The 23,079-nt window shown below is 62.2% G+C and carries 24 protein-coding genes and 1 riboswitch; of the genes, 6 read left to right on the forward strand and 18 right to left on the reverse strand.

Translation table 11 applies throughout. From position 1 onward, the window contains the following. Positions 1–300: 300 nt before the first annotated feature. From thiE to thiC, 6 genes are all read right to left on the reverse strand, one after another. Positions 301–909 carry a thiamine phosphate synthase gene (gene thiE / locus RCH09_RS15840; RefSeq protein ID WP_326942160.1) on the reverse strand — a complete coding sequence of 203 codons (609 nt, stop codon included), beginning with the start codon at positions 907–909 and terminating at the stop codon, positions 301–303. Further along, positions 909–1,703 (reverse strand): bifunctional hydroxymethylpyrimidine kinase/phosphomethylpyrimidine kinase, encoded by a 795-nt coding sequence (thiD, locus tag RCH09_RS15845; protein WP_326942101.1) that lies wholly within the window; start codon positions 1,701–1,703, stop codon positions 909–911. The genes thiE and thiD overlap by 1 nt, the downstream gene beginning before the upstream one ends. Then, a complete protein-coding gene (locus RCH09_RS15850) occupies positions 1,700–2,497 on the reverse strand; it encodes a thiazole synthase (RefSeq protein ID WP_326942102.1) in 798 nt (265 codons plus the stop codon). Before RCH09_RS15850 ends, thiD begins: the two co-directional genes overlap by 4 nt. A 68-nt stretch (positions 2,498–2,565) precedes the next feature. Beyond that, a complete protein-coding gene (locus RCH09_RS15855) occupies positions 2,566–3,408 on the reverse strand; it encodes a 2OG-Fe(II) oxygenase (RefSeq protein WP_326942103.1) in 843 nt (280 codons plus the stop codon). A gap of 194 nt (positions 3,409–3,602) precedes the next feature. After that, on the reverse strand, positions 3,603–3,806 hold the full coding sequence (thiS, locus tag RCH09_RS15860; protein WP_326942104.1) for a sulfur carrier protein ThiS: 204 nt from the start codon (positions 3,804–3,806) through the stop codon (positions 3,603–3,605). A 4-nt stretch (positions 3,807–3,810) separates the two neighbouring features. Next, positions 3,811–5,724 carry a phosphomethylpyrimidine synthase ThiC gene (gene thiC / locus RCH09_RS15865; protein ID WP_326942105.1) on the reverse strand — a complete coding sequence of 638 codons (1,914 nt, stop codon included), beginning with the start codon at positions 5,722–5,724 and terminating at the stop codon, positions 3,811–3,813. Positions 5,725–5,767: 43 nt separating this feature from the next. Further along, a riboswitch (TPP riboswitch) is annotated at positions 5,768–5,876 on the reverse strand. Between the two features lie 112 nt (positions 5,877–5,988). Here thiC and RCH09_RS15870 point away from each other — a divergent pair. Next, positions 5,989–8,802 (forward strand): valine--tRNA ligase, encoded by a 2,814-nt coding sequence (locus RCH09_RS15870; protein WP_326942106.1) that lies wholly within the window; start codon positions 5,989–5,991, stop codon positions 8,800–8,802. A 17-nt stretch (positions 8,803–8,819) separates the two neighbouring features. After that, the gene (locus RCH09_RS15875; RefSeq protein ID WP_326942107.1) at positions 8,820–9,275 is read left to right on the forward strand and encodes a DUF2147 domain-containing protein; all 456 of its coding nucleotides are present in this window, start codon (positions 8,820–8,822) and stop codon (positions 9,273–9,275) included. A gap of 51 nt (positions 9,276–9,326) precedes the next feature. On the opposite strand, the gene RCH09_RS15880 is transcribed toward RCH09_RS15875, so the two are convergent. From RCH09_RS15880 to ruvA, 4 genes are all read right to left on the reverse strand, one after another. Then, positions 9,327–10,169, reverse strand: coding sequence for a 2-keto-4-pentenoate hydratase (locus RCH09_RS15880; protein ID WP_326942108.1), 843 nt, complete (start codon positions 10,167–10,169; stop codon positions 9,327–9,329). A gap of 119 nt (positions 10,170–10,288) precedes the next feature. Next, positions 10,289–10,720 carry a hypothetical protein gene (locus RCH09_RS15885; RefSeq protein WP_326942109.1) on the reverse strand — a complete coding sequence of 144 codons (432 nt, stop codon included), beginning with the start codon at positions 10,718–10,720 and terminating at the stop codon, positions 10,289–10,291. A gap of 1 nt (position 10,721) precedes the next feature. Next, positions 10,722–11,792: a Holliday junction branch migration DNA helicase RuvB gene (gene ruvB, locus RCH09_RS15890; protein WP_326942110.1), complete on the reverse strand. Its 1,071-nt coding sequence runs from the start codon at positions 11,790–11,792 to the stop codon at positions 10,722–10,724. A 6-nt stretch (positions 11,793–11,798) separates the two neighbouring features. Further along, on the reverse strand, positions 11,799–12,377 hold the full coding sequence (gene ruvA, locus RCH09_RS15895) for a Holliday junction branch migration protein RuvA (RefSeq protein ID WP_326942111.1): 579 nt from the start codon (positions 12,375–12,377) through the stop codon (positions 11,799–11,801). Between the two features lie 247 nt (positions 12,378–12,624). On the opposite strand from ruvA, the gene RCH09_RS15900 reads away from it, so the two are divergent. Beyond that, positions 12,625–12,936: a hypothetical protein gene (locus RCH09_RS15900; protein ID WP_326942112.1), complete on the forward strand. Its 312-nt coding sequence runs from the start codon at positions 12,625–12,627 to the stop codon at positions 12,934–12,936. A gap of 33 nt (positions 12,937–12,969) precedes the next feature. Here the strand turns inward: RCH09_RS15900 and ruvC are convergent, their stop codons facing one another. From ruvC to tyrS, 8 genes are all read right to left on the reverse strand, one after another. Next, a complete protein-coding gene (gene ruvC / locus RCH09_RS15905) occupies positions 12,970–13,512 on the reverse strand; it encodes a crossover junction endodeoxyribonuclease RuvC (RefSeq protein ID WP_326942113.1) in 543 nt (180 codons plus the stop codon). 9 nt (positions 13,513–13,521) lie between these two features. Further along, positions 13,522–15,081: a bifunctional phosphoribosylaminoimidazolecarboxamide formyltransferase/IMP cyclohydrolase gene (gene purH, locus RCH09_RS15910; protein WP_326942114.1), complete on the reverse strand. Its 1,560-nt coding sequence runs from the start codon at positions 15,079–15,081 to the stop codon at positions 13,522–13,524. Positions 15,082–15,158: 77 nt separating this feature from the next. Then, entirely contained in the window at positions 15,159–15,392 is a 234-nt protein-coding gene (locus RCH09_RS15915; RefSeq protein WP_326942115.1) for a Fis family transcriptional regulator, read from the reverse strand. Between the two features lie 36 nt (positions 15,393–15,428). Further along, positions 15,429–16,445 carry a tRNA dihydrouridine synthase DusB gene (gene dusB, locus RCH09_RS15920; RefSeq protein WP_326942116.1) on the reverse strand — a complete coding sequence of 339 codons (1,017 nt, stop codon included), beginning with the start codon at positions 16,443–16,445 and terminating at the stop codon, positions 15,429–15,431. 97 nt (positions 16,446–16,542) lie between these two features. After that, on the reverse strand, positions 16,543–17,610 hold the full coding sequence (locus RCH09_RS15925; protein WP_326942117.1) for a GGDEF domain-containing protein: 1,068 nt from the start codon (positions 17,608–17,610) through the stop codon (positions 16,543–16,545). Between the two features lie 49 nt (positions 17,611–17,659). Next, complete coding sequence (locus tag RCH09_RS15930; RefSeq protein ID WP_326942118.1) at positions 17,660–18,316, reverse strand: histidine phosphatase family protein; 657 nt, start codon at positions 18,314–18,316, stop codon at positions 17,660–17,662. 7 nt (positions 18,317–18,323) lie between these two features. Next, the gene (locus tag RCH09_RS15935) at positions 18,324–18,965 is read right to left on the reverse strand and encodes a YbhB/YbcL family Raf kinase inhibitor-like protein (protein ID WP_326942119.1); all 642 of its coding nucleotides are present in this window, start codon (positions 18,963–18,965) and stop codon (positions 18,324–18,326) included. Between the two features lie 76 nt (positions 18,966–19,041). Beyond that, on the reverse strand, positions 19,042–20,295 hold the full coding sequence (gene tyrS / locus RCH09_RS15940) for a tyrosine--tRNA ligase (protein WP_326942120.1): 1,254 nt from the start codon (positions 20,293–20,295) through the stop codon (positions 19,042–19,044). Between tyrS and RCH09_RS15945 the strand changes: the two genes are divergently transcribed. The 3 genes from RCH09_RS15945 (at position 20,285) to RCH09_RS15955 (ending at position 23,044) form a co-directional block, all read left to right on the forward strand. Further along, entirely contained in the window at positions 20,285–20,581 is a 297-nt protein-coding gene (locus RCH09_RS15945; protein WP_326942121.1) for a hypothetical protein, read from the forward strand. The two genes, tyrS and RCH09_RS15945, sit on opposite strands and share 11 nt — an antisense overlap. After that, complete coding sequence (locus RCH09_RS15950) at positions 20,571–21,803, forward strand: M23 family metallopeptidase (protein WP_326942122.1); 1,233 nt, start codon at positions 20,571–20,573, stop codon at positions 21,801–21,803. The genes RCH09_RS15945 and RCH09_RS15950 overlap by 11 nt, the downstream gene beginning before the upstream one ends. A gap of 77 nt (positions 21,804–21,880) precedes the next feature. After that, on the forward strand, positions 21,881–23,044 hold the full coding sequence (locus RCH09_RS15955; RefSeq protein WP_326942123.1) for an anhydro-N-acetylmuramic acid kinase: 1,164 nt from the start codon (positions 21,881–21,883) through the stop codon (positions 23,042–23,044). Positions 23,045–23,079 lie beyond the last annotated feature (35 nt).

The raw sequence follows: 23,079 nt of genomic DNA on the forward strand, positions 1-23,079 counted from the left end.
TGCGCTGGTGCAGGCCGTTGGGCATCAGTTCGTATTTGAAGGCTTGGCGTCGGATCATGTTGTAAAGATACAGAGTCGAAATCGATCGTGGCAAGCTTAAGGCGAAAAAAAATGCAAGGACGGCTGCGCCGTCCTCGTTATCCTTCCCCGCCCTGAAGGACGAGGTTTGTCACGCATTCCGATCAAGGAATTCTTTGCAGCACGCCGTCGTTGACAGGGGCGGCCGCGGTGGAATCAAAAGCAGGCAAGACAGTGGGGGGGATGTGCCGGGCAGGCATGCCGACACAGCCGTCGGCGGTGTCAGTCGAACAAGGCGGCGAACTGACGGGTGGCAGCCTGGGGATTAGGCGACTGGTAGACACTGCTGATGACGCCGACCAGATCGGCGCCTTGCGCTACCAGCGGCGTGGCGTACGCCGTTGTCATGCCACCGATGACGACCAGCGGCAAGCGGGTCAGCGCACGTGCGGCGGCGAGAATGCCGGGCGCGGTGCTGACGGCGTATTGCTTGACACGCGACGGATAAAATCCGCCGAATGCGACGTAGCTGGCGCCGCTGCGGTCAGCCTCGACGGCCAGTTGCAGCGTGCCATAACACGATGCCCCGACCAGCTTGTGCGGCCCCAGCATGGCGCGGGCCTGCGCCACCGAGGCGTCGGTGCCGCCCACATGCACGCCGTCGGCATCGAGCGCCATGCACAAATCAACATGGTCATTAATCACCAGCGGCCGCCGATAGCGTCGGCACAATGCCAGCAAGGCTGCGGCTTGTTGCTGCCGCAGCGCGGCATCGGCGGTTTTGTGACGGTACTGCACCAGCGCTGCGCCACCTTCGAGTGCCTGTTCGGTGACCGCCAGCAGGCGCTCGGTGTCGTCCCAGTCGGGCGTGACCAGATACAGTCCCCGCATCATGCCGGCTTGACCCAGGCCACATTGCGCGACGGGATGCGCTGGCCGCTGGCAATCGAAAACGATTGCTCCAGCGACTGATGACAGAATTGCTGCGCCGCCAGCAGCGCGTCTTCCATCTCCATCCCGCACGCCAGCGCGCCTGCGGCCGCCGCCGCCAGCGTGCAGCCACTGCCGTGAAACTCGCCACTCAGACGCGGCCAGCTCCAGGAGCGGCTGACGCCTTCGGTGTACCAGCGATTGACGACCTGGTCATCGAGGCTGTGGCCGCCCTTGAGCAGGATGTGCTTGCAACCGCGCTGCAGCAGCGTGTCGATCTGGCGTTCGGAGCGGCGATCGCCTTCGCTCATCGCGGTTGCTTCCGGCAGATTCGGCGTCAACAGGGTGGCCAGCGCAATCAGCGGCCCGATCAGCTGCACCGCGTTGTCCTGTGCCAGCGGATCGCCCTGCCCGCTGGCCAGGATCGGATCGAGCACCACCGGAAAATCGGGATTGCGCGCACGCAGTTGATGAATCACCTCGACGATGATCTGCACATTGGCGGCATTGCCGACGATGCCGATCTTCAGCGCCGCGATATCGATCTTGTCGATCAGCACCTGGGCCTGATGCTGCAGCCAGCGCGCCGGCACCGGATGCACCGCATGCACGTGGTCATTGTCCTGCACCGTCAGCGCGGTGATCACCGACAGGGCGTGCGCGCCCATGGCGCCGACACCCTGTATATCGGCGTGGATGCCCGCGCCGCCGCTCGGATCGGAACCGGAAAACACCAGCACGCAAGGCCGCGTCATGCCAGCCGTCCGGCCAGCGGCGACGACGGCGACGCTGCCATCCGCTTCGGCATGCGCCCGGCCAGATACGCATGCCGTCCGGCTTCCACCGCCAGCCGCATCGCATGCGCCATGCGCACCGGATCGTCGGCGCAGGCAATCGCACTGTTCATCAGCACGCCGTCACAACCGAGCTCCATCGCAATGGCGGCGTCCGAGGCGGTGCCGACACCGGCATCGACCAGCACCGGCACGCTCGCCTGTTCGATGATCAGCGACAGATTCCACGGATTGAGAATACCCATGCCGGAGCCGATCAGCGAGGCCAGCGGCATCACCGCGACGCAGCCGATCTGTTCCAGCAACTTCGCCTGCACCGGATCGTCGCTGCAATACACCATCACGTCGAAGCCATCCTTGACCAGCGTCTCGGCGGCCTTCAGGGTTTCTGGCATGTTCGGGAACAGGGTCTTGTCGTCGGCCAGCACTTCGAGCTTGACCAGCTTGTGGCCATTCAATAATTCGCGCGCCAGTTGCAGCGTGTAGACCGCATCGGCGGCGTTGAAGCAGCCGGCTGAATTGGGCAGGATGGTGTAGCGCGAGGGCGGCACCACATCGAGCAGGTTCGGCGCATCCGGGTCCTGGCCGATGTTGACGCGCCGGATCGCCACCGTCACGATGTTCGCGCCGCTGGCCTCGGTGGCCGCGCGGGTTTGCGCCAGATCGCGGTATTTGCCGCTGCCGACCAGCAGGCGCGACGCATACGACGTGCCGGCGATGATCAGGGGTGTATCGATATAAACGTCAGCAGTCATGTAGGTACTTTAAAACGATTCAGTAAAGGCAAAAACGGGCGCAGCGATATCGTACCCTCCCGCGCCGATCAGTGCGCCTTTTCTCGCAGCCATTTATTGGCAATGATCTTGGTGCCTTTTTCGACCGGCAAATCGGCGTGCAGAGTTTTTTGGTCCGGCAGTCCATACGGCGTCGTGTTGCGAAAAAACAGGGCACAGCCCTTGTGGGGATGCACGTCCAGCCCGAGCTCCGGGAACGACGTGCCGCCGCCCTCGTCGACGTCGCTCAGGTAAAGAATGATGGTACCAAGCCGCTGCCCGCCGTCTGCCAGATGTCTGGCAGTTCCCGACAAGGCCGGATCAAACCAGTCGACATGCGGCCGGTATTCATTGCCAACCTGGTACTTTTGCAGTTGCAAGGTTTCGGCGTGATCGACCGGCCAGTTGGCCAGCGCAGCCAGTCGCGCATCAATGCGTGACACCAGTTCGGTCTCCGCGCGCCGTATGCCGGCACTCTGGCTGGTACGGCTTTCGTGCTCGCGGCTGGCGCCCGTGATCGCGTCGACCGTGGTCGAACGCACGAAGCGGTTGCGGCTCATCTCGGCGATGGCGTCGCATTCGTCGTCGCCCAGCACATTGCCGAGCAGGACGATACGCGGGATCGTCAGGGACAACAGCACATACACGACCCGATCCGGCAGCCCGATCTTGTTGGCCGCCGTATCGATGTCAGGCAGTCGCGGCAACACCACCACACCGGGGTAGCGTTGCAGCAGGGCGTCGGCCAGCGCAAACTCGGCCAGCGTCCGATCGAACGGGCCGTCGCGCTGCAGCTGCCGCACCAAGCCCTCGGGGTCGCAGCCCTGCGCGACATTGTCGATGATCCAGTTCTGCCAATTGACGGGCAGGCGTTGCAAGGCAGTTTTTTGCATGATGGCCTTTCGTTGTGCGGAGCGCGACGACCAACGCTGCAGCGCCGGCAGACCGGCAAACCATGGCCCCGAGCGCGGGCCTTGTCCATACATGGCAACCGCACGATGGAAGTTCCTTGGCCCGGGCCCGATCACGATGAAAGCCAATTGAATTCATCAATCGTTAACAATTTTGACGCTGCCCCCATTTGATGTCAGCCGCCGCCGATGGCGCGCACGATATCCACCCGGTCCTGCGCCTGCAATCTGCGCGCGGACCACAAGTGGCGCGGCACGACTTCGCGGTTGACCGCCACCGCCAGCGCCTTGCCGGACAGGTCGAGCGCGTCGACCAGCGATTGCAGATCCTGCTGCGCGGCGAGGCGATGCGGTGCGCCGTTGAGTTCAATCTCGATCATCGGTTCACTCCTTGCGATAGATTTCCGCGCCGCCCTTGACGAACTCGATCGACTTGACCTGCATCCCGGCCTTGAGCGCGGCGATCTCGCTGATGCCCTGTTGCGCGGCATAGTCGCGCACTTCCTGGGTGATCTTCATCGAACAGAAATGCGGTCCGCACATCGAGCAGAAGTGCGCCACCTTGGCCGAGTCCTTGGGCAGCGTTTCGTCATGGAATTCGCGCGCCTTGTCGGGATCGAGGCCGAGGTTGAACTGGTCGTCCCAGCGGAACTCGAAGCGCGCCTTCGACAGGGCGTTGTCGCGGATCTGCGCACCCGGATGGCCCTTGGCCAGGTCGGCCGCGTGGGCGGCGATCTTGTAGGTGATGATGCCGTCCTTGACGTCCTGCTTGTTGGGCAGGCCGAGATGTTCCTTGGGCGTGACGTAGCACAGCATCGCCGTGCCATACCAGCCGATCTGCGCGGCGCCGATGCCGGAGGTGATGTGGTCATAGCCCGGCGCGATGTCGGTAGTCAGCGGACCCAGCGTGTAGAACGGCGCTTCGTGGCATTGCTCCAGCTGCAGGTCCATGTTCTCCTTGATCAGCTGCATCGGCACGTGGCCGGGGCCTTCGATCATGACCTGCACATCATGCCGCCAGGCGATCTGCGTGAGCTCGCCGAGCGTCTTCAGCTCGGTCAGTTGCGCCTCGTCGTTGGCATCGAAGATCGAGCCCGGCCGCAAGCCGTCGCCCAGGCTGAACGAGACGTCGTAGGCCTTCATGATGGCGCAGATGTCCTCGAAGTGCGTGTACAGGAACGACTCCCGATGATGCGCCAGGCACCACTTGGCCATGATCGAGCCGCCGCGCGAGACGATCCCGGTCAGCCGCTTGGCCGTCATCGGCACAGTGCGCAGCAGCACGCCGGCATGAATCGTGAAGTAATCGACACCCTGCTCGGCCTGTTCGATCAGGGTGTCGCGGAAGATTTCCCAGGTCAAGTCTTCGGCCTTGCCATTGACCTTTTCGAGTGCCTGATAAATCGGCACGGTGCCGATCGGGACGGGTGAATTGCGGATGATCCATTCGCGCGTTTCATGGATGTGCTTGCCGGTCGACAGGTCCATCACGTTGTCGCCGCCCCAGCGAATCGCCCAGGTCATTTTTTCGACTTCGTCGCCGATCGACGAGGTGACCGCCGAATTGCCGATGTTGGCGTTGATCTTGACCAGGAAATTGCGGCCGATGATCATCGGCTCGATTTCGGGATGGTTGATGTTGGCCGGGATGATGGCGCGGCCACGGGCGATTTCGGAGCGCACGAATTCGGGCGTGATCTGCGCCGGCAGCGCGGCGCCGAACGATTGGCCGGGATGCTGGCGGCCCATCAGGTCGGCCAGGCGCTGGCCCATCGGGCCGCTGGCCTGCAGCTCGGCCAGATATTCGCTGCGCCGCATGTTTTCACGGATCGCGACGAATTCCATTTCGGGGGTAATGATGCCCTGCCGCGCATAGTGCATCTGCGTCACGTTGCGCCCCGCCAGCGCGCGCCGTGGCTGGCGGTGCAGATTGAAGCGCAGCGCCGCCAGCGCCGGATCATTCAGGCGCTCGATGCCATACGCTGACGACGGGCCGCTCAACTGTTCGGTATCGCCGCGTTCGACGATCCACGGCAGGCGCGGTGTCGCGAGGCCGGAACGGATATCGATGGCAACGTCGGGGTCGGTGTACGGACCGGAGGTGTCGTAGACGTACACCGGCGGATTCTTTTCTGCGCCGAACGAGGCGGCGGTGTCGGACTGGCTGATCTGGCGCATCGGCACCCGCAGGTCGGGACGCGAACCCTGCACGTAGATCTTGCGGGAGTTCGGCAACGGATGAATCGCCGCGTCGTCGACGACGGCACTGATGGCGGAAAAAGGGAGTTTGTCGTTCATTGCATTCCTTTGCTTGGTGCATCAAAAGCGAAAGGAATACCGGAGTCGGGCTCCGCAGCTTCCCTTCGCTGGCATTATCCAGATCAGGTTCGAGGGTATTTCTCACCCGACCGCGGGCAACGTGCATGCGGTCAGGACCCCTAGCTTGCGTCCGTCAGAGTGACGGCGCGGCTTAATTCTAACCGCCTTCGGCCGAAAGCGACAGGACGAATCGCGCGCTGCGCACCGTATAATGCGCAGTTCCCTTCCCATCAGAAACCGATCATGGAATTAGCCAAGTCGTTCGAGCCCGCCGAAATTGAAAAACACTGGCGCACCACATGGGAACAGCGCGGTTATTACACCGCCACCACCGACGCCGGCAAGCCTGCCTTCAGCATTCAATTGCCGCCGCCGAACGTCACCGGCACGCTGCACATGGGGCATGCGTTCAACCAGACCATCATGGACGGGCTGACGCGCTACCACCGCATGCGTGGTTTCAACACCGCCTGGATTCCGGGCACCGACCACGCCGGCATCGCCACGCAGATCGTGGTCGAACGCCAGCTCGACGCGCAAAAGCTCACCCGCCACGATCTCGGCCGCGACAAGTTCGTCGAAAAGGTGTGGGAGTGGAAGGAACAGTCCGGCTCCACCATCACCGGCCAGATGCGCCGCATGGGCGCCTCGACCGACTGGAGCCGCGAGTACTTCACGATGGACGCCAAGCTGTCCGGCACCGTCACCGAAGTGTTCGTGCGGTTGTTCGAACAGGGCCTGATCTATCGCGGCAAGCGGCTGGTGCACTGGGACCCGGTGCTGGGCACGGCGGTGTCGGATCTGGAAGTGGTGTCGGAAGAAGAAGACGGCTTCATGTGGCACATCCGTTATCCGCTGGCCGATGGCAGCGGCCATCTGACGGTCGCCACCACGCGGCCCGAGACGCTGCTGGGCGACGTCGCCGTCGCGGTTGATCCGACCGATCCACGCTATGTGCACCTGATCGGCAAGATGCTGACGCTGCCGCTGTGCGATCGCACCATCCCGATCATCGCCGACAGTTATGTCGACAAGGAATTCGGCACCGGCTGCGTGAAAATCACGCCGGCGCACGACGCCAACGATTACGCCGTCGGCCAGCGCCATCAGCTGCCGATGATCAATATTTTCACGCTCGACGCGAAGATCAACGAGAACGGTCCCCACGCCTATCAAGGCATGGACCGCTTCGTCGCGCGCAAGCAGATGGTCGCCGATCTGGAGGCGCAGGGCCTCATCGAAATCATCAAGCCGCACAAGCTGATGGTGCCGCGCGGCGACCGCACCGGTGTCGTGATCGAACCGATGCTGACCGATCAATGGTTTGTCGCGATGTCGAAGCCGGCGCCGGAAGGCACCCACTTTCCCGGAAAATCGATCGCCGAAGTCGCACTGGAAAAAGTCGCCAGCGGTGAAGTCAAGATGATTCCCGAGAACTGGACCACGACCTACAACCAGTGGCTCAACAACATCCAGGACTGGTGCATCTCGCGCCAACTGTGGTGGGGCCATCAGATTCCGGCGTGGTACGACGACGACGGCAAGATCTACGTCGCGCGCAGCGAAGCCGAGGCGCAGGCGCAGGCCGGCGGCAAGACGCTGCGGCGCGATGCCGATGTGCTCGACACCTGGTTCTCGTCGGCGCTGGTGCCGTTCTCGACGCTGGGCTGGCCGGAAGAAACCCCAGACTACAAGATGTTCCTGCCGTCGTCGGTACTGGTGACCGGCTTCGACATCATCTTCTTCTGGGTTGCACGGATGGTGATGATGACCACGCACTTCACAGGCAAGGTGCCGTTCGACACCGTCTATGTGCACGGCCTGGTGCGCGATGGCAGCGGCCAGAAGATGTCGAAGTCGAAGGGCAACACGCTCGACCCGATCGACCTGATCGACGGCATCGACCTCGATGCGCTGGTAGCCAAGCGCACCACCGGACTGATGAATCCGCGCGATGCCGTCAAGATTGAAAAGGCCACCCGCAAGGAATTCCCGAACGGCATTCCCGCGTTCGGCACCGATGCGCTGCGCTTCACGATGGCAAGCTACGCCTCGCTCGGCCGCAACATCAATTTTGACCTGGCGCGCTGCGAGGGCTATCGCAACTTCGGCAACAAGCTGTGGAACGCCACCCGCTTCGTGCTGATGAATACCGTCGACAAGGATTGCGGCGTCGAGGAACGCGCCGACGCCGGTTACCTCGAGTTTTCGCAGGCCGACCGCTGGATCGTGTCGCTGCTGCAGCGCACCGAGGCCGATGTCGCCAGGGGCTTTGCCGACTATCGCTTCGACAACATCGCCGCCTCGATCTACAAGTTCATCTGGGACGAATACTGCGACTGGTATCTTGAACTGGCCAAGGTGCAGATCCAGCACGGCAACGAAGCCCAGCAGCGCGCCACCCGGCGCACGCTGCTCAAGGTGCTGGAGACCACGTTGCGGCTGGCGCATCCCATCATCCCGTTCATCACCGAGGAGCTGTGGCAAACCATTGCGCCGATGTCCGGCAAGGTACTCAATCCGGCCGGCGACTCTATCATGATGCAGGCCTACCCGATCGCGCAGCCAGAGCGCATCGACGAGGCGGCCGAAGGCTGGATGACGCAGCTCAAGGCGATGACCGATGCCTGCCGCAATTTGCGCGGCGAGATGCAGTTGTCGCCGGCGCTGCGGGTGCCGCTGGTGCTGGAAACCGCGCCCGGCGCCGAGGCGGCGCAATTGCAGTCGTTCGCGCCGTATCTGCAGGCGCTGGCAAAATTGTCCGAGGTGCAGGTGCAAGACGCGTTGCCGGATTCACCGGCGCCGGTCGCCATCGTCGGCAATGCGCGCCTGATGCTGAAAGTGGAAATCGACGTGGCTGCCGAGCGCGAACGACTGTTCAAGGAAATCACCCGGCTCGAAGGTGAAATCACCAAAGGCCATGCCAAACTCGGCAACGAAGCGTTTGTAGCGCGCGCGCCAGCGGCGGTGGTCGAGGCCGAGCAGCAGCGCCTGGCCGGATTCATCAGCACACTGGAGAAGTTGCGGGAACAGTTTGGCAAGTTGCCAACCGCCTGATCACAAGGAGAGAGCGCATGACCAACACGGTACGAGCGACACAACTGGCGGTGCTGAGCGCCGGTATTTTGATGAGCATCGGCGCCTGGGGGCAAAGCACCGCCGCCGGATTGTGGAAGAGTATTGATGACACCAGCGGCAAGCCCTCGGCGCTGATTCGTATCGCCGAACAGGGTGGCGAATTCAAGGGACGCATCGAAAAGCTGTTTCCGGCGCCGGCGGAAGACCCGAATCCGAAATGCGTCAAGTGCGTCGGCGAGGGCAAGGACCAACCCATCATCGGCATGGTGATCGTCAAGGGCATGCGTGCCGACGGCAAGGCCTATACCGGCGGCACGATTCTCGATCCGGACAATGGCGAGGTCTACCGCAGCAAGATGACCCTGGCCGACGATGGCAAGAAATTGAACGTGCGCGGTTATGTCGGCATACCGCTGATCGGCCGCACCCAGGTCTGGCTACGCGAAGAGTAATCCGCTGCACCGGAGGCTGCCGCGCGGCGGCAGCCGTTGTCACCGATCCGGTTAGACGAAGCCGACCGTCAGGCCCGGCAGGCTGACACCCGAAAACGCGGTCGTCCAGCTTTGTCCGGCAGCCACCGGGTACGCCTCGGTCCAGGTGCCGGTGGCAATGATCTCGCCGGCTGCCAGCGGCGCAAATTGCGGCTGGGTCTGCAGCAGTTTGTGCAGATGCATCAGGGCGTGCACCGGGCTGTCCAGCACATCACCGCCAAACCCCGCGCCATGCAACGAATAGCCTTCGCCGAAATCGGCCGACAGCGACACGCTCGCATGGGTCAGCACTTCGGCCAGGCTGCGCCGCGAGGCTTGCGACAGGATGTGCGGTTCGCCGACAATCAGCGAGCCATGCAGGCCAAAGGCGGCGACGGCGTCCAGCGGCGCAAACTGCCAGTCAGCAAACGGACAAACCACCAGCTCGAAGCCGTGCGCCATCCATTCGATGCAGGCCGCCAGCTCCTTGATCGAGGCATTCCTGGCCGGCGCCTTGCCCAGCTTGAAAATGATCTCGGGCTCAATCCGCGGCTGCACCGCGCCCGCCAGTTTCTGCAAGGCCCGGTTGTCATCGGTAAACCGCACCGTGCTGTCGTACATGGTCGACCAGACCGGCGCATCGATCTGCCCCAGCACGCCGAACTTGTTCCATGCCTTGCGGTTGGTAAAGCCGATCTTGCGTCCGACCGGTTGCTCGCCTTCGGCAATGCGAATATCGAGGATGCATTTGGCCACGTCGTAACCGTCGGCCAGCGTCAGCTCCGGATCGCTGGACAGACGCGGCAACAACGTGCCATCGGCGCGGGCGGTAAGCAACTGGTGGGCAAAACGGTTGGCTTGGGTAGACATCAACATGAGTGCGCTCGCTAGATAAAATTTGGACAAACAGCTATCGCTCAGTATTGGCGACTGGCGAGTTTTTTTCAAACTCGCCAGTCAGCATTCTGCGCCAGATCAAACAGGAATTGCGAAAATTACTTCAAATGCCGTAGCGAATCCAGCACCACCCGTCGGGTTTGCAGGATTTCTTCCGAAACCAGCCCGACCGTGGGCAAATCCGTCATCAACTTGTCCGAATTGACCACCCACACCGTTTGCAGATGGTCAGCCGCCTCGGCGACCGGCTTCGGCGTCAGCAACGACAGGTCATGAATCAACAAAATCCGGCTCAGGCCCATGGCCAGATCGCCGCGCTGCATATCCTTGCGAAAATGCGCGTAGTCGACAATCTGCTGCACCTCGGCCAGATACTTCAACATCTCGAACTCGGCTACCCGAATATTGCGGTTCGCCTCGGTCGACTCATTGCGCCAGGTCGTATAAAACAGCGCCGACAGCGCAATCACGACACTTACCAGCGCCAGCACATTGCTGCGGATCTGGTCGCGCAAAGGCGCGTGCGCCATCTCAGCGACCGCCCGGCACGGAACCCCACAACTCGCCATTCGGCCCGGTGCTCGGCGCCGCCACCCCGAAATGCGCGTACGCCGCCGGCGTGGCAATCCGCCCGCGCGGCGTGCGCTGCAGATAGCCCTGCTGGATCAGATACGGCTCCAGCACATCCTCAATGGTTTCGCGCTCCTCGCCAATCGCGGCGGCCAGATTGTCCAGCCCGACCGGCCCGCCGCCGAACTTGAACAGGATCGCTTCCAGCAACTTGCGATCCATCACGTCGAACCCGACCGGATCGACATCCAGCATCACCAGCGCCGCATCGGCGATCTTGCGGGTGATGTCGCCATTGCCCTTGACCTCGGCAAAGTCGCGCACCCGCCGTAAGAGCCGATTGGCAATGCGCGGGGTGCCGCGACTGCGCTTGGCAATCTCGAACGCGCCATCGTCATCGATCGGCGCATTCAACAGCGACGCGCTGCGGGTCACGATGCGGGTCAATTCCTGCGCCGTATAAAACTCCAGTCGCGCGACGATGCCAAACCTGTCACGCAACGGATTGGTCAGCATGCCGGCCCGGGTGGTGGCGCCGACCAGCGTGAACGGCTGCAAGTCCAGCCGCACCGAGCGCGCGGCCGGGCCTTCGCCGATCATGATGTCAATCTGATAATCTTCCAGCGCCGGGTACAGAATCTCTTCGACCACTGGCGAGAGCCGATGAATCTCATCGATGAACAGCACATCATTGGCTTCCAGATTGGTCAGCAATGCCGCCAGGTCGCCGGCCCGCTCCAGCACCGGCCCGGAGGTCTGGCGCAGATTGACGCCCATTTCGCGCGCGATGATGTGCGCCAGCGTGGTCTTGCCCAGCCCCGGCGGACCGAACAGCAGCGTGTGGTCGAGCGCTTCCTTGCGCTGCCGCGCCGCAGTGATGAAAATTTCCAGCTGTCCGCGAATCTTTTCCTGGCCGACGTATTCGTCGAGCTGCTTCGGCCGCAAGGCCCGCTCGATGACTTCCTCGTTGGGCGACGCCGCCGTCGGCGCTGTGATGCGTTGTTCGGTAAAGTTATCGGTTTGAATGCTCATGCGTGATTAGCCTTTCGACAGCGCGCGCAGCGCCAGCTTGATGCCATCCGACACGCCGGTGCCGGCCGGCACCTGCTTCAGCGCCAGCATGGCTTCCTTGTCGGAGTACCCCAGCGCCAGCAGCGCATTGAGAATATCGGCGCCCGAATCCGCCAGCACCGCGCCACCCGCGGCGCCCAGGTCGGCGCCCAGCTTGCCCTTGAGTTCCAGCAGCAACCGTTCGGCAGTCTTCTTGCCAATCCCCGGCACCTTGGTCAACCGCCCCGATTCCTGCATCGTGATCGCCTGCGCCAGCTCCGGCACCGACATCCCCGACAGAATCGACAACGCCATGCGCGCCCCGATCCCGGTGATCTTGATCAACTGCCGAAACACCGTCCGCTCCTCGGCCGTGCCGAATCCGTACAGCAACTGCGCATCCTCGCGCACGATCTGGTGCGTCAGCAGCACCACCTTTTCACCGAGGCCAGGCAGATTGTAGAAGGTGCTCATCGAAACCCCCACTTCATAGCCGACGCCATTGCAATCGACCAGCAGCTGGGGGGGATTTTTTTCTAGCAGGAGTCCGGAGAGGCGACCGATCATGGGGGGAATGGGTGTTGGGGGAATGGTAATGATGATACAGGAGCCGGGTGCGCCTACCGCAGATATCCATGGGCTTGGAACGAACAATTTGCCAATCTTGTTTTAGATTCCTCTGCGCGCGGAGAAATTTATAACGTTGCCCGTGCCAAATGTATGGCATCTATTCAATAGGGAGGCTGGTTGTTTCTGAAACGAAATTGCATTTATAAAATACACTTTCCGAATTGAAAAATCTAAGAGCCACTAAATGACGCTCCCGCAAGGTTTGTACGAACGTCTGGTGATGCAAGACGAAGCTGCCAACCTTGATTTGCTCGAAAGCGGGCAGTGTGCGCTGATCGAAACCCCATCGAAGGCGCAACGACGTGAGCACCTGATTTATAAGATCACTTCGCATTTGCCGAAATTGCTTGATATTATCGTTGCCAAAGGTGCTGTCGGTAACGCCGAGGAAACACGGGCCGAACTTCAATTAATTGCCCGTAGAAAAAGCGATGCGCGCAGTCAATCAAATTGTTCTGACCACATCAACAGCAGAAGCTTCGCGCGCAGCCATTGACATAGTGGTGACCGTATCAGCAGCACTTTGACCTCACCCAATCAACCGCCCCTTTCGAATCCGCATTCCCTTCTTGACCAATCCCGGCGCCATGCCACCCAGAATCGCCAGCACGTCGCTGTTGTGCGCGTGGGTAATGGCCACACCGAGTGCATCGGCGGCGTCGGCGGTGGGTGTGCCCGACAACATCAGCAGACGCTGCACCATGTCCTGCACTTGCTGCTTTTGCGCCTTGCCCTGCCCAACCACTGCCTGCTTGACCTGCAGCGCGGTGTATTCGGCCACCAGCAGATCGGCGCTGACCAACGCGCAGATGGCTGCGCCGCGGGCCTGGCCGAGCAGTAGTGTGGATTGGGGATTGACGTTGACGAATACTTTTTCGATCGCCGCGCAATCGGGGCGATAGGTGACGATGACTTCGCCGACGCCGGCCAGGATAGTTTTCAGCCGGGCCGGCAAGTCGATGTCGAGCGTCTTGATGGTGCCCGAGGCGATGTAGCTGAGCTTGTTGCCGTGCTTCTCGATGACGCCGAAGCCGGTGATGCGCAGGCCCGGGTCAATGCCGAGAATTCTCATCGCAGTCGATCAGTGACGGAAGTGGCGCACTCCGGTCTGCAGCATGACGACACCATGTTCGTCGGCGGCGTCGATGACTTCCTGGTCGCGCATCGAGCCACCCGGCTGGATCACGCAGGTGGCGCCGGCTTCGACCACCACGTCCAGACCATCGCGGAACGGGAAGAACGCATCCGAGGCGACGGCCGATCCGACCAGTGTCAGTCCTGCGTTTTGCGCCTTGATCGCGGCGATGCGGGCCGAATCAACCCGGCTCATCTGGCCGGCGCCGACGCCGAGGGTCATGCCGTTGCCGCAGAACACGATGGCATTCGATTTGACGAACTTGGCCACGCGCCAGGCAAACATCAGGTCCTGCAATTGCTGCGGCGTAGGCTGCTTCTTGCTGACGATCTTGAGTTCGGCCAATGCCACGTTGCGGGCATCGGGCGATTGCACCAGCAAGCCGCCGCCGATGCGCTTGAAGTCGTATGGGTTAAGGGCGGTGCCGAGCGGGATTTCGAGCAGACGGACGTTCTGTTTGGCGGAGAACACGTCGCGCGCAGCGTCGCTGAAGCCGGGCGCGATGACCACTTCGACGAACATCTTGGCGATCGCGGCAGCGGTCTCGGCATCGACCAGGTCGTTGAAGGCGATGATGCCGCCGAAGGCCGAGGTCGGGTCGGTTTGCAGCGCCTTGCTATACGCTTCCAGCGGATTGAGGCCAACCGCCACGCCGCACGGATTGGCGTGCTTGATGATCACGCAGGCGGTTTCGCTGAAGGTCTTGACGCACTCCCACGCGGCGTCGGCGTCGGCCAGGTTGTTGTACGACAGTTCCTTGCCTTGCAACTGGGTGTAGTTGGCCAGCGCGCCCTCGACCGGCTTGGTGTCGCGGTAGAACGCGGCCAGCTGGTGCGGGTTCTCGCCGTAGCGCATTTCCTGCACTTTTTCAAAATGCAGGTTGAGCGTGGAGGGAAACAGGCTGCGCGTGGTGTGTTGCTTGTCGGCGCCGAGCGAGGTGAAATAGTTGGTGATCGCGCCGTCGTACTGGGCGGTATGGGCGAAGACTTTCTTGGCCAGTTCGAAGCGGGTTTCATAGCTGACGTCGCCCGCCTGCATTTCGCCCAGCACCTTGGCGTAATCGAGTGGATCGCACACCACCACCACATCCTTGTGGTTCTTGGCCGATGAACGCAGCATGGCCGGGCCGCCGATGTCGATGTTTTCGATGGCGTCCTCGAGCGTGCATTCACGCCGTGCGACAGTTTGCGCAAACGGATACAGGTTGACCACCACCACGTCGATCGTGTCGATGCCGTGCTGCGCCAGTGCCGCGCGATGCTCCGGGAAATCGCGCCGGGCCAGGATGCCGCCGTGGACCTTCGGATGCAGTGTCTTGACGCGACCGTCGAGCATCTCCGGAAAGCCGGTGTAGTCAGCCACTTCAGTGACGGCCAGGCCGTGCTCGGCCAGCAGTTTGGCGGTGCCGCCGGTGGACAGCAAGCGGTAGCCGAGCGCGGCGAGGGCGCGGGCGAAATCGAGCACGCCAGTCTTGTCGGAGACGGAGATGAGGGCTTGTTTGGTCATGATGGCTCGGTAGGTAATGGATCAACAGGATCGGTGGATGAATCGCAGCGCGCTGGTCGCGCTGCGATGCCATGCAATCAGAGCAGGCTGTGTTGTTGCAGTTTCTTGCGCAGGGTGTTGCGGTTAATGCCGAGCATTTCTGCGGCCAGCGACTGATTGCCGGCAGCGCGTTCCATGACGACTTCGAGTATCGGTTTTTCGACCGTGACGACGACCATCTCGTACACGTTCGACGGATGCTGCTCGCCAAGGTCCCTGAAGTACTTTTCGAGACTCTTCCTGACGACTTCCTGAATGCTTTCTTTGCTCATGCTGTGCGCTTCGTTGATTTTTTTATCGGACATCACTCAGGCCGCAAGCTGATGCGCAAGCGAGCTGTATTGTAACCGTTCGCCGTAAGCAACTTGCGCCAGAAAAAAATTTTCTACAGCGTCGAGTTGGGCGCGGCAGTCTTCGAGCAGGTTCATGCGCTGGCGAAAAGCCTCGCCACCGATCAGATCGCGCACATACCAGCCGATGTGCTTGCGCGCCGTGCGCACGCCGAGGTACTCGCCATAAAACGCATAATGCGCGCGCAGATGCTCGTCCATCAGGGCCGCGACTTCGGTCACCAGCGGCGCCGGCAAGTAGGTGCCGGTGTTGAGGTAATGCACTATCTCGCGGAAAATCCACGGCCGTCCCTGCGCCGCGCGACCGATCATGATGGCATCGGCGCCGGTGACGGCCAGCACCTGGCGCGCCTTTTCCGGCGAATCGATATCGCCGTTGGCAACCACCGGAATGGCGACTGCGGCCTTGACGGCGGCGATCGTCTCGTACTCGGCGTCACCGCTGTAGCCATCGGCACGCGTGCGGCCGTGCAGCGTAAGCATGGCGATGCCGGCGGATTCGGCGATGTGCGCGATACGCAGCGCATTCTTGTGCTGGCGATCCCAGCCGGTGCGAAACTTCAGCGTCACCGGCACGTCCACTGCGGCAACCACGGCATCGAGAATCTGTCCCACCAGCCGCTCGTCCTGCAGCAGTGCGGAGCCACACCAGCTGTTGCAGACTTTCTTGACCGGGCAGCCCATGTTGATGTCGATGATCTGGGCGCCGCGCTCCACATTGAAGCGCGCGCAATCGGCCAGCATGGCGGGATCGGCGCCGGCGATCTGGACGGCACGCGGCGCCATTTCGCCATCATGGTTGATGCGACGCGCGGTCTTTTCGGTTTGCCACAGGCGCGGATTGGAGGCCGCCATTTCGGACACTGCATAGCCGGCGCCGAGCTGCTTGCACAATTGCCGGAACGGGCGATCGGTCACCCCGGCCATCGGTGCGACGAAGACATTGTTGGCAAGCTGGTAGGGACCGAGTTTCACGACATGGCGACCAAAAAAAGAAAGCAGCCATTTTAGCGCCATCCGCGGCCGCGGCCGCCAGATTCGTCGCAGGTTTTACAAATCGCCGGACCAGCCCTCAGGCCGGTGGCAGCATTTGGTGGTTGGCCTGGTGGATCAGGTCGTCGAGACCGTTGCTGCTGGCCGAATGGGTCGCCACGCCAATACTGACAGTCAGCCGGATCGACCAACTCTTGACGCTGATGGTCTGGCTGTGCAGATACTGCTGCAGACTTTTTGCCAGCGCGGTGGCGGCAGCGGTGTCGCTGCCCGGCAGCACATACAGGAATTCCACCCCGGTCCAGCGCCCGGCCGACACCTCGGGGGCCATCCTGGTGGCGACCAGCTTGGCGAACGCCGCCAGAATCGCATCGGCGTCGAACCAGCCATAGACGTCGTTGAGCTTGTCGAAACCGTCGACCCGGCACACCAGAATCGACAACGGAGTTTGCTCGGCTTCGGCCTGCTCCATGGCCTTGCTCAACATGAACACGATGCGCCTCCGGTTCATCAGCCCGGTCAGTCCGTCGATCTGGGTTTTCTGGGTCAGCAGCTGCAGCATGTTTGCCTGCCGCCACAGCAATTCGACCAGATGGGCGAAGGCCTGGAACGGCGCCGCGCCGAGTTGCGAAAAGTAGTCGATGTCAGCCGAATAAAAGACCATCAGCCCGCGCGCGCCGCTGCGTTCCGAGCGCAGCGGAATGGCCAGCGCGCAATTGGCGCTGCAGTTGTCCAGCCGGCTGCGCCACGGTGCAAACAGCGAATGCGTATCGTCAGGGGTGGCGGCACTTTCCAGCGCGGCTTGCGAGAACGGTGCGGTAAATTCGAAGCAGGCATCGGGCAAGGTCCAGTCGTCGCAGTCTTCGACGTACTCTCCCTCGACCGCCAGCGGCGCCACGCGCGCGCCGTCCTGCTCCTTCATGCCGACCCAGATGAAGCGCAGATTGTCGGTCGCATCGATGATGGTGCGACAAAGCTGTTCGGTATTGTCCTTGAGATGATTCGATTGCGGCAGGCGCTCCAGCAGGCCGTAGAGCGTACGCAGCAGCTTGGTGCGCTCGCTGTCGATGCGCTGACGGTTGAATGCGGTGCGCGCGCTGGCCAGCAGCGTGGTGCTCTGACCCATCGAAAAAAGTCGGAACTTCATGCTGCGCCGGGCGAGCCGGTTGCGGCTGGATTCTGCATGGACGCGCGCTTCACTGGCCGATTTCGTCGAGCGCAGCCGGGTCGAGATGACGCACGTCGCCCCAGCTCACCACATGCAGCGCGCCGTCCGCCCAACCGAACCGGTTGACGCCGGTGTTCATGATGTCGAAGTCGCGCGGTTGTTGCAGGTCGACACCGCGTGCCGCACGATACAGGCAATCGAGCACGCCACCATGCGTGACGATGGCGATCTTCTGGCCGGGATGGCGACTTGCGATGGCGCTGACTGCGGCGACGGCGCGGGCAGAAAATTCACGCAACGTTTCCGCCGCCTGCACCCCCGCCGGATAGCGCGCATCGATCTCGCGTGCCTGCCATTGCGCCCACGCCTCGGGAAAGTGGTCGACGATCTCATCGTAGCGCAAGCCTTCGAACGCGCCGAAGCAGCGTTCACGCAGATTGGCGTCGGTGCTCACGGCCAAGCCGCGCGGCGTGGCGATCGCCTCGGCCGTATCGCGCGCGCGTTGCAGATCGCTGGCGAAAACTGCGTCGATGGCTTCGTCGCGCAACGCCAGCGCAAGTGCCGCGGCTTGCTGGCGGCCCTGCTCATTGAGTCCGATATCGAGAAACCCTTGCAAACGACGCTCGGCGTTCCAGGCGGTCTCGCCATGCCGGATCAACAGGATTTCGGTTAAACGCTGGGTCATGGGCGGCTCATTCCTGCAGCGCCGGATTGAGCGTGTAGATGCCGACCACGCGTGCTTCATCCAGCACATGCGCGGCCATTGCGGCCAGCACCTGCGGCCCGGTAAAGCTGCCCTCGACCGGCAGCCGTTCGACATCGAGCGCGTACAGCGTAAATACATAGCGATGGATTTCGGAGTCGTTCCATGGCGGGCACGGACCGTCGTAGCCGAAGTACTCGCCGGCCATCGCCGCATCGTCGGCAAACCAGCCGGTGTAATCGTTGAGGCCCTGGCGCGCGGCGCCAAACACCGCATCGCTGATCTGCGGCCCGAGCTTGCCATGCGAGGTGACGCCTTCGCTGAAGTGACCAGCCGGCATCGAATGGATGCCCGGCGGTATGTCGATCATGACCCAGTGATAGAAATTCACGCGCGGCAGGTCCGGTGGAACCATCCTGCCCTCCTGGTTGACGTCTTCGCCCACCGACGGCACATCCGGATCGACGCAGATCAGCACCAGCGAGCGCGTGCCGTCCGGAAGTTCGTTCCATGCCAGATGCGGGCTGCGGTTGGCCGACATCGTCACATGGGTGGTCGGGTCGACGGTACACAGGGCGAATTCACCGGGAATATAACCACCATCCCTGAACGAGTTGCTCCACAATTTCATTGCAGTCTCCTGGTTGGCATTGCCGCTTCGTTCATCGCAGTGTAGCCGACTGCACCGCGCTTGCGGCGCAGTCCGATCATGTCAGCGTGACGCGCGCAAACTTGCGCTTGCCGACTTGCAGCACAAAGGTGCCGGCTGCCACTTTCAAGGCCTTGTCGCTGATGGCCACGCCATCGATGCGCACCCCGTTCTGCTCGACCATGCGCAACGCTTCGGAACTGGACGCACACAGGTTGGCCTGCTTGAGCAACTGGCCGATGCCCAGCGGCGCACCCTCCAGGGTCACCGCGATGATCTCGTCCGGAATGCCGCCGCGCGCGCGATTGTCGAAATCGGTCACGGCATCCTGCGCCGCCTGCGGCGAATGGAAGCGCGCGACAATTTCCTGCGCCAGCGCGACCTTGATGTCACGCGGATTGCGGCCGCCTTCGACCTCGGATTTGAACGCGGCCAGTTCGGCCAGCGTGCGCGCCGACAACAGCTCGTAATAGCGCCACATCATCGGATCGGAAATGCTCATGATCTTGCCGAACATGGTGTTGGCCGGCTCCGTGATGCTGATGTAGTTGCCCTTTGACTTGGACATCTTTTCGACCCCGTCCAACCCCTCCAGCAGCGGCATTGTCAGGATGCATTGCGGCTCCTGGCCCCAATCCTTCTGCAGCTCGCGACCGACCAGCAGATTGAATTTCTGGTCGGTGCCGCCCAGCTCCAGATCCGATTGCAGTGCCACCGAATCGTAGCCCTGCATCAGCGGGTACAGCAGCTCATGCACGGAAATCGGCGTGCCGGCCTTGAAGCGCTTGGTGAAGTCCTCGCGTTCCATGATGCGCGCCACGGTGTATTTCGATGCCAGCTGGATCATGCCGCGCGCGCCCAGCGGATCGCACCACTCGGAGTTGTAGCGAATCTCGGTGCGTTCGGCATCGAGCACCAGGCTGGCCTGGGCGAAATACGTCTTGGCGTTTTCCTCGATCTGTTCGCGCGTCAGCGGCGGGCGGGTGATGTTGCGGCCGGACGGGTCGCCGATCATCGAGGTGAAGTCGCCGATCAGAAAGATGACGGTGTGGCCAAGATCCTGCAGCTGACGCATCTTGTTGAGCACCACTGTATGGCCAAGATGCAGGTCGGGCGCGGTCGGGTCGAGTCCCAGCTTGATGCGCAGCGGTTTGCCGGTCTGTTCGGCACGCGCCAGCTTCTGGGCGAATTCGGCTTCGATCAACAGCTCATCGACGCCCCGCTTGGTGATGGCGAGGGCTTCCTGCACCCGATCCGACAAAGGCAGTGCGGTTGGGGCGGGATGGCTGGAGGCAATTTTATTGAAATTCATCAAGTCGCGGCAGTTAAAAAGTGAGGGGTGGCAAACAGTTCGGTATAATCTGTTTTCTTTCAACCATTGCAGCGAAACACTTCACGAGCAAAAAGAAGAAAGAAGTGAGTCGACAGCAGCAAATTTTAACTTACTGCATGTTCAATTCAGACAAATTCCGCCAGATCCGTACCAGCAGCAAACTTCTTCTCGGTTCATCACGCAAAACCCGCATCATCTCCGCCTCGGCATTATTCTTGGCGATTTGTGCGTTTGGTGCGGCCGGCGTTGCCCCGATGGCGCCTGATGCGGCCGATTTGCCGGTCAAATCCATTGCAGTCGAGATGGCGCTGCCGGATCTCGCCAGCCAGATCGCGGCACTCGAAGAAAACACCCAGCATTACGTACACGAAGAGAACGTGCGTCCCGGCGACACGCTCGCTGCCGTCCTCCAGCGCCTTGGCGTGGACGACGATGCGGCAGAAGCGTTCATCAAATCCGACAAGGTCGCGCGCAGCGTGTTGCAACTCAAACCCGGCAAACGCATTCAGGCGCAAACCTCCGACGATGGCGAACTGCAGTGGCTGAGCAGCATGCAGATCGACGGCCGCGACGCTGACGGCGTCAGGAATGTCGTGATCAACCGGGTCGGCGACCAGTTCAAGGCCTCGGAAGTCCCGGCCAAGCTGGAACGCCGGGTTGAAATGCATGCCGGCGAAATCCGTTCGTCGTTGTTCGCCGCCACCGATGCCGCCCAGATTCCGGACAACGTGGCCAAGCAAATCGTCGAGATGTTCGCCACCGATATCGATTTTGCCTCCGACCTGCAGCGCGGCGACCGGTTTGATGTCGTCTATGAAACCTTCTGGCAAAACGGCGAATTCGTTCGCGCCGGCCGCATCCTTGCCGGCGAATTCCGCAATGGCGGCAACACCTTCAAATCGGTCTGGTTTGACGAGCCGTCGGCGAGTCAGGGTGGTGGGTACTACAGCTTCGATGGCAAATCGCTGAAAAAGGCGTTTCTCAAGTCCCCGCTGGAGTTCTCGCGGATTTCATCGGGCTTCTCGATGCGCGTGCACCCGATCTCGGGACAATGGAAACAGCACAAGGGTGTCGATTTTGCTGCCGCCGTCGGCACGCCGGTGCGCGCCTCCGCCGATGGCGTGGTCGAATTTTCCGGCAACCAGGGCGGCTACGGCAATGTCGTGGTGCTCAAGCACTGGTCCAACCTGTCGACGGCGTACGCCCACATGAGCCGGTTTGCGACCGGCATGCACAAGGGCGAGAAAGTCAGCCAGGGCGATGTCATCGGTTACGTCGGCACCACCGGCTGGTCGACCGGCCCGCATTTGCACTATGAATTCCGGGTCAACAATGCCCCGCGCGATCCGATGTCGGTTGACGTTCCCAATGCGCAGCCGCTGGCCGGCGCTGAACTGCAGCGCTTTCGCAATGTGGCCGGTGACATGAGCCACCGCTTCGCCTTGCTGAGCCTGGCCGACAAGGGACCGAAGCTGGCCATGAAGTAATTCCGCAATTGCGGCAGTTTGAAAAACCGTTCCCGGCTCAGGGCTTGTAATATCCTGATTTCCCGAACGGTTTTTTTATGTCCACGACCTCTTCCCCCGCCCGTCCGACCGCCCCTTATTTCATTGGCCTGATGTCCGGCACCAGTCTTGACGGCGTAGATGGCGTGCTGGTCGCATTCGATGACGGCGGCACGTCGTGTCGGGTCGAGACGCTGGCCGCGGCGCATACCGACTTTCCGCCCGAGTTACGCGAGCAACTGCTGGCGCTGCAGGTCAGTGGCGCCGACGAAATCCACCGCGAGGCGATGGCTGCGCAGGCGTTGACGCATTGCTACGCCGCCTGCGTCGCCGCGCTGCTCAGCACAAGTCAATGCCGGCCGGATCAGATTTCGGCCATCGGCGCGCATGGCCAAACCATTCGCCATCGGCCCGAATCCGGTTACACCCGCCAGATCAACGCCGGTGCGCTGCTGGCCGAGTTGACGGGCATCGACGTGGTGGTTGATTTCCGCAGCCGTGATCTCGCCGCCGGGGGCCAGGGAGCGCCACTGGTTCCGGCATTCCATCAGCGCATCTTTGCGACACGACACGCGCAACGCGTCATTGCCAACCTTGGCGGCATCGCCAACATCAGCGTGCTCCCTGCCCTCGACGGCAAGGCAGCGCCAATTACCGGCTTTGACACCGGGCCGGCGAATGTACTGCTCGATCTGTGGATTGGCCGCCATCGCGGCGTGTATTACGACGCGGCGGGCAGCTGGGCTGCAAGTGGCGCTGTCTGCCGGCCCTTGTTGGCGGCAATGCGCAGTGATGCGTTCTTTGCGGCGCCGCCACCGAAAAGTACCGGGCGCGATCTTTTCAACGCGCAGTGGCTGGACCAGTTGCTGGCGCCCTTCGCCGATGTGACGCCGGTCGATGTGCAGGCCACCTTGACCGAACTGACGGCGACCACGCTGGCCGATGCCATCCTGGCATGTGCGCCGGCTGCAGATGCCGTGTTTGTCTGCGGTGGCGGCGCGCGCAACACCTTTCTGCTGTCGCGCATCGCGGCCGCGCTGGCCGCGGGCGGCCGCGCGTTGCCGGTGCGCGCAACCACCGAACTCGGCATGCCCGCCGATCAGGTCGAGGCACTTGCGTTCGCCTGGCTGGCATTGCGCTTCACCCAGCGTCGCGCAGGCAATCTGGCAGCCGTGACCGGCGCTGCGGGGGAGCGCATTCTTGGCGCGCTCTATCCAGCCTGATCCTGCGGGCCGATCTGCCGTAAAAAAACGGTTGG

Origin of the sequence: Actimicrobium sp. GrIS 1.19 (assembly GCF_035984655.1) — a bacterium.
Taxonomy (GTDB): domain Bacteria; phylum Pseudomonadota; class Gammaproteobacteria; order Burkholderiales; family Burkholderiaceae_D; genus Actimicrobium.

Excerpts from the sequence above, each read along its gene's own strand:
- tyrS (WP_326942120.1), bottom strand. The coding sequence starts at position 20,295 with ATGAATTTCAATAAAATTGCCTCCAGCCATCCCGCCCCAACCGCACTG.
- RCH09_RS15925 (WP_326942117.1), bottom strand. The coding sequence starts at position 17,610 with ATGAAGTTCCGACTTTTTTCGATGGGTCAGAGCACCACGCTGCTGGCC.
- thiS (WP_326942104.1), bottom strand. The coding sequence starts at position 3,806 with ATGATCGAGATTGAACTCAACGGCGCACCGCATCGCCTCGCCGCGCAG.
- thiC (WP_326942105.1), bottom strand. The coding sequence starts at position 5,724 with ATGAACGACAAACTCCCTTTTTCCGCCATCAGTGCCGTCGTCGACGAC.
- ruvC (WP_326942113.1), bottom strand. The coding sequence starts at position 13,512 with ATGAGAATTCTCGGCATTGACCCGGGCCTGCGCATCACCGGCTTCGGC.
- RCH09_RS15935 (WP_326942119.1), bottom strand. The coding sequence starts at position 18,965 with ATGAAATTGTGGAGCAACTCGTTCAGGGATGGTGGTTATATTCCCGGT.
- RCH09_RS15855 (WP_326942103.1), bottom strand. The coding sequence starts at position 3,408 with ATGCAAAAAACTGCCTTGCAACGCCTGCCCGTCAATTGGCAGAACTGG.
- ruvA (WP_326942111.1), bottom strand. The coding sequence starts at position 12,377 with ATGATCGGTCGCCTCTCCGGACTCCTGCTAGAAAAAAATCCCCCCCAG.
- RCH09_RS15880 (WP_326942108.1), bottom strand. The coding sequence starts at position 10,169 with ATGTTGATGTCTACCCAAGCCAACCGTTTTGCCCACCAGTTGCTTACC.
- RCH09_RS15930 (WP_326942118.1), bottom strand. The coding sequence starts at position 18,316 with ATGACCCAGCGTTTAACCGAAATCCTGTTGATCCGGCATGGCGAGACC.
- purH (WP_326942114.1), bottom strand. The coding sequence starts at position 15,081 with ATGACCAAACAAGCCCTCATCTCCGTCTCCGACAAGACTGGCGTGCTC.
- RCH09_RS15870 (WP_326942106.1), top strand. The coding sequence starts at position 5,989 with ATGGAATTAGCCAAGTCGTTCGAGCCCGCCGAAATTGAAAAACACTGG.
- RCH09_RS15900 (WP_326942112.1), top strand. The coding sequence starts at position 12,625 with ATGACGCTCCCGCAAGGTTTGTACGAACGTCTGGTGATGCAAGACGAA.
- thiD (WP_326942101.1), bottom strand. The coding sequence starts at position 1,703 with ATGACGCGGCCTTGCGTGCTGGTGTTTTCCGGTTCCGATCCGAGCGGC.
- RCH09_RS15950 (WP_326942122.1), top strand. The coding sequence starts at position 20,571 with ATGGCGCCTGATGCGGCCGATTTGCCGGTCAAATCCATTGCAGTCGAG.
- RCH09_RS15875 (WP_326942107.1), top strand. The coding sequence starts at position 8,820 with ATGACCAACACGGTACGAGCGACACAACTGGCGGTGCTGAGCGCCGGT.
- ruvB (WP_326942110.1), bottom strand. The coding sequence starts at position 11,792 with ATGAGCATTCAAACCGATAACTTTACCGAACAACGCATCACAGCGCCG.
- RCH09_RS15915 (WP_326942115.1), bottom strand. The coding sequence starts at position 15,392 with ATGAGCAAAGAAAGCATTCAGGAAGTCGTCAGGAAGAGTCTCGAAAAG.
- RCH09_RS15885 (WP_326942109.1), bottom strand. The coding sequence starts at position 10,720 with ATGGCGCACGCGCCTTTGCGCGACCAGATCCGCAGCAATGTGCTGGCG.
- thiE (WP_326942160.1), bottom strand. The coding sequence starts at position 909 with ATGCGGGGACTGTATCTGGTCACGCCCGACTGGGACGACACCGAGCGC.
- RCH09_RS15850 (WP_326942102.1), bottom strand. The coding sequence starts at position 2,497 with ATGACTGCTGACGTTTATATCGATACACCCCTGATCATCGCCGGCACG.
- RCH09_RS15955 (WP_326942123.1), top strand. The coding sequence starts at position 21,881 with ATGTCCACGACCTCTTCCCCCGCCCGTCCGACCGCCCCTTATTTCATT.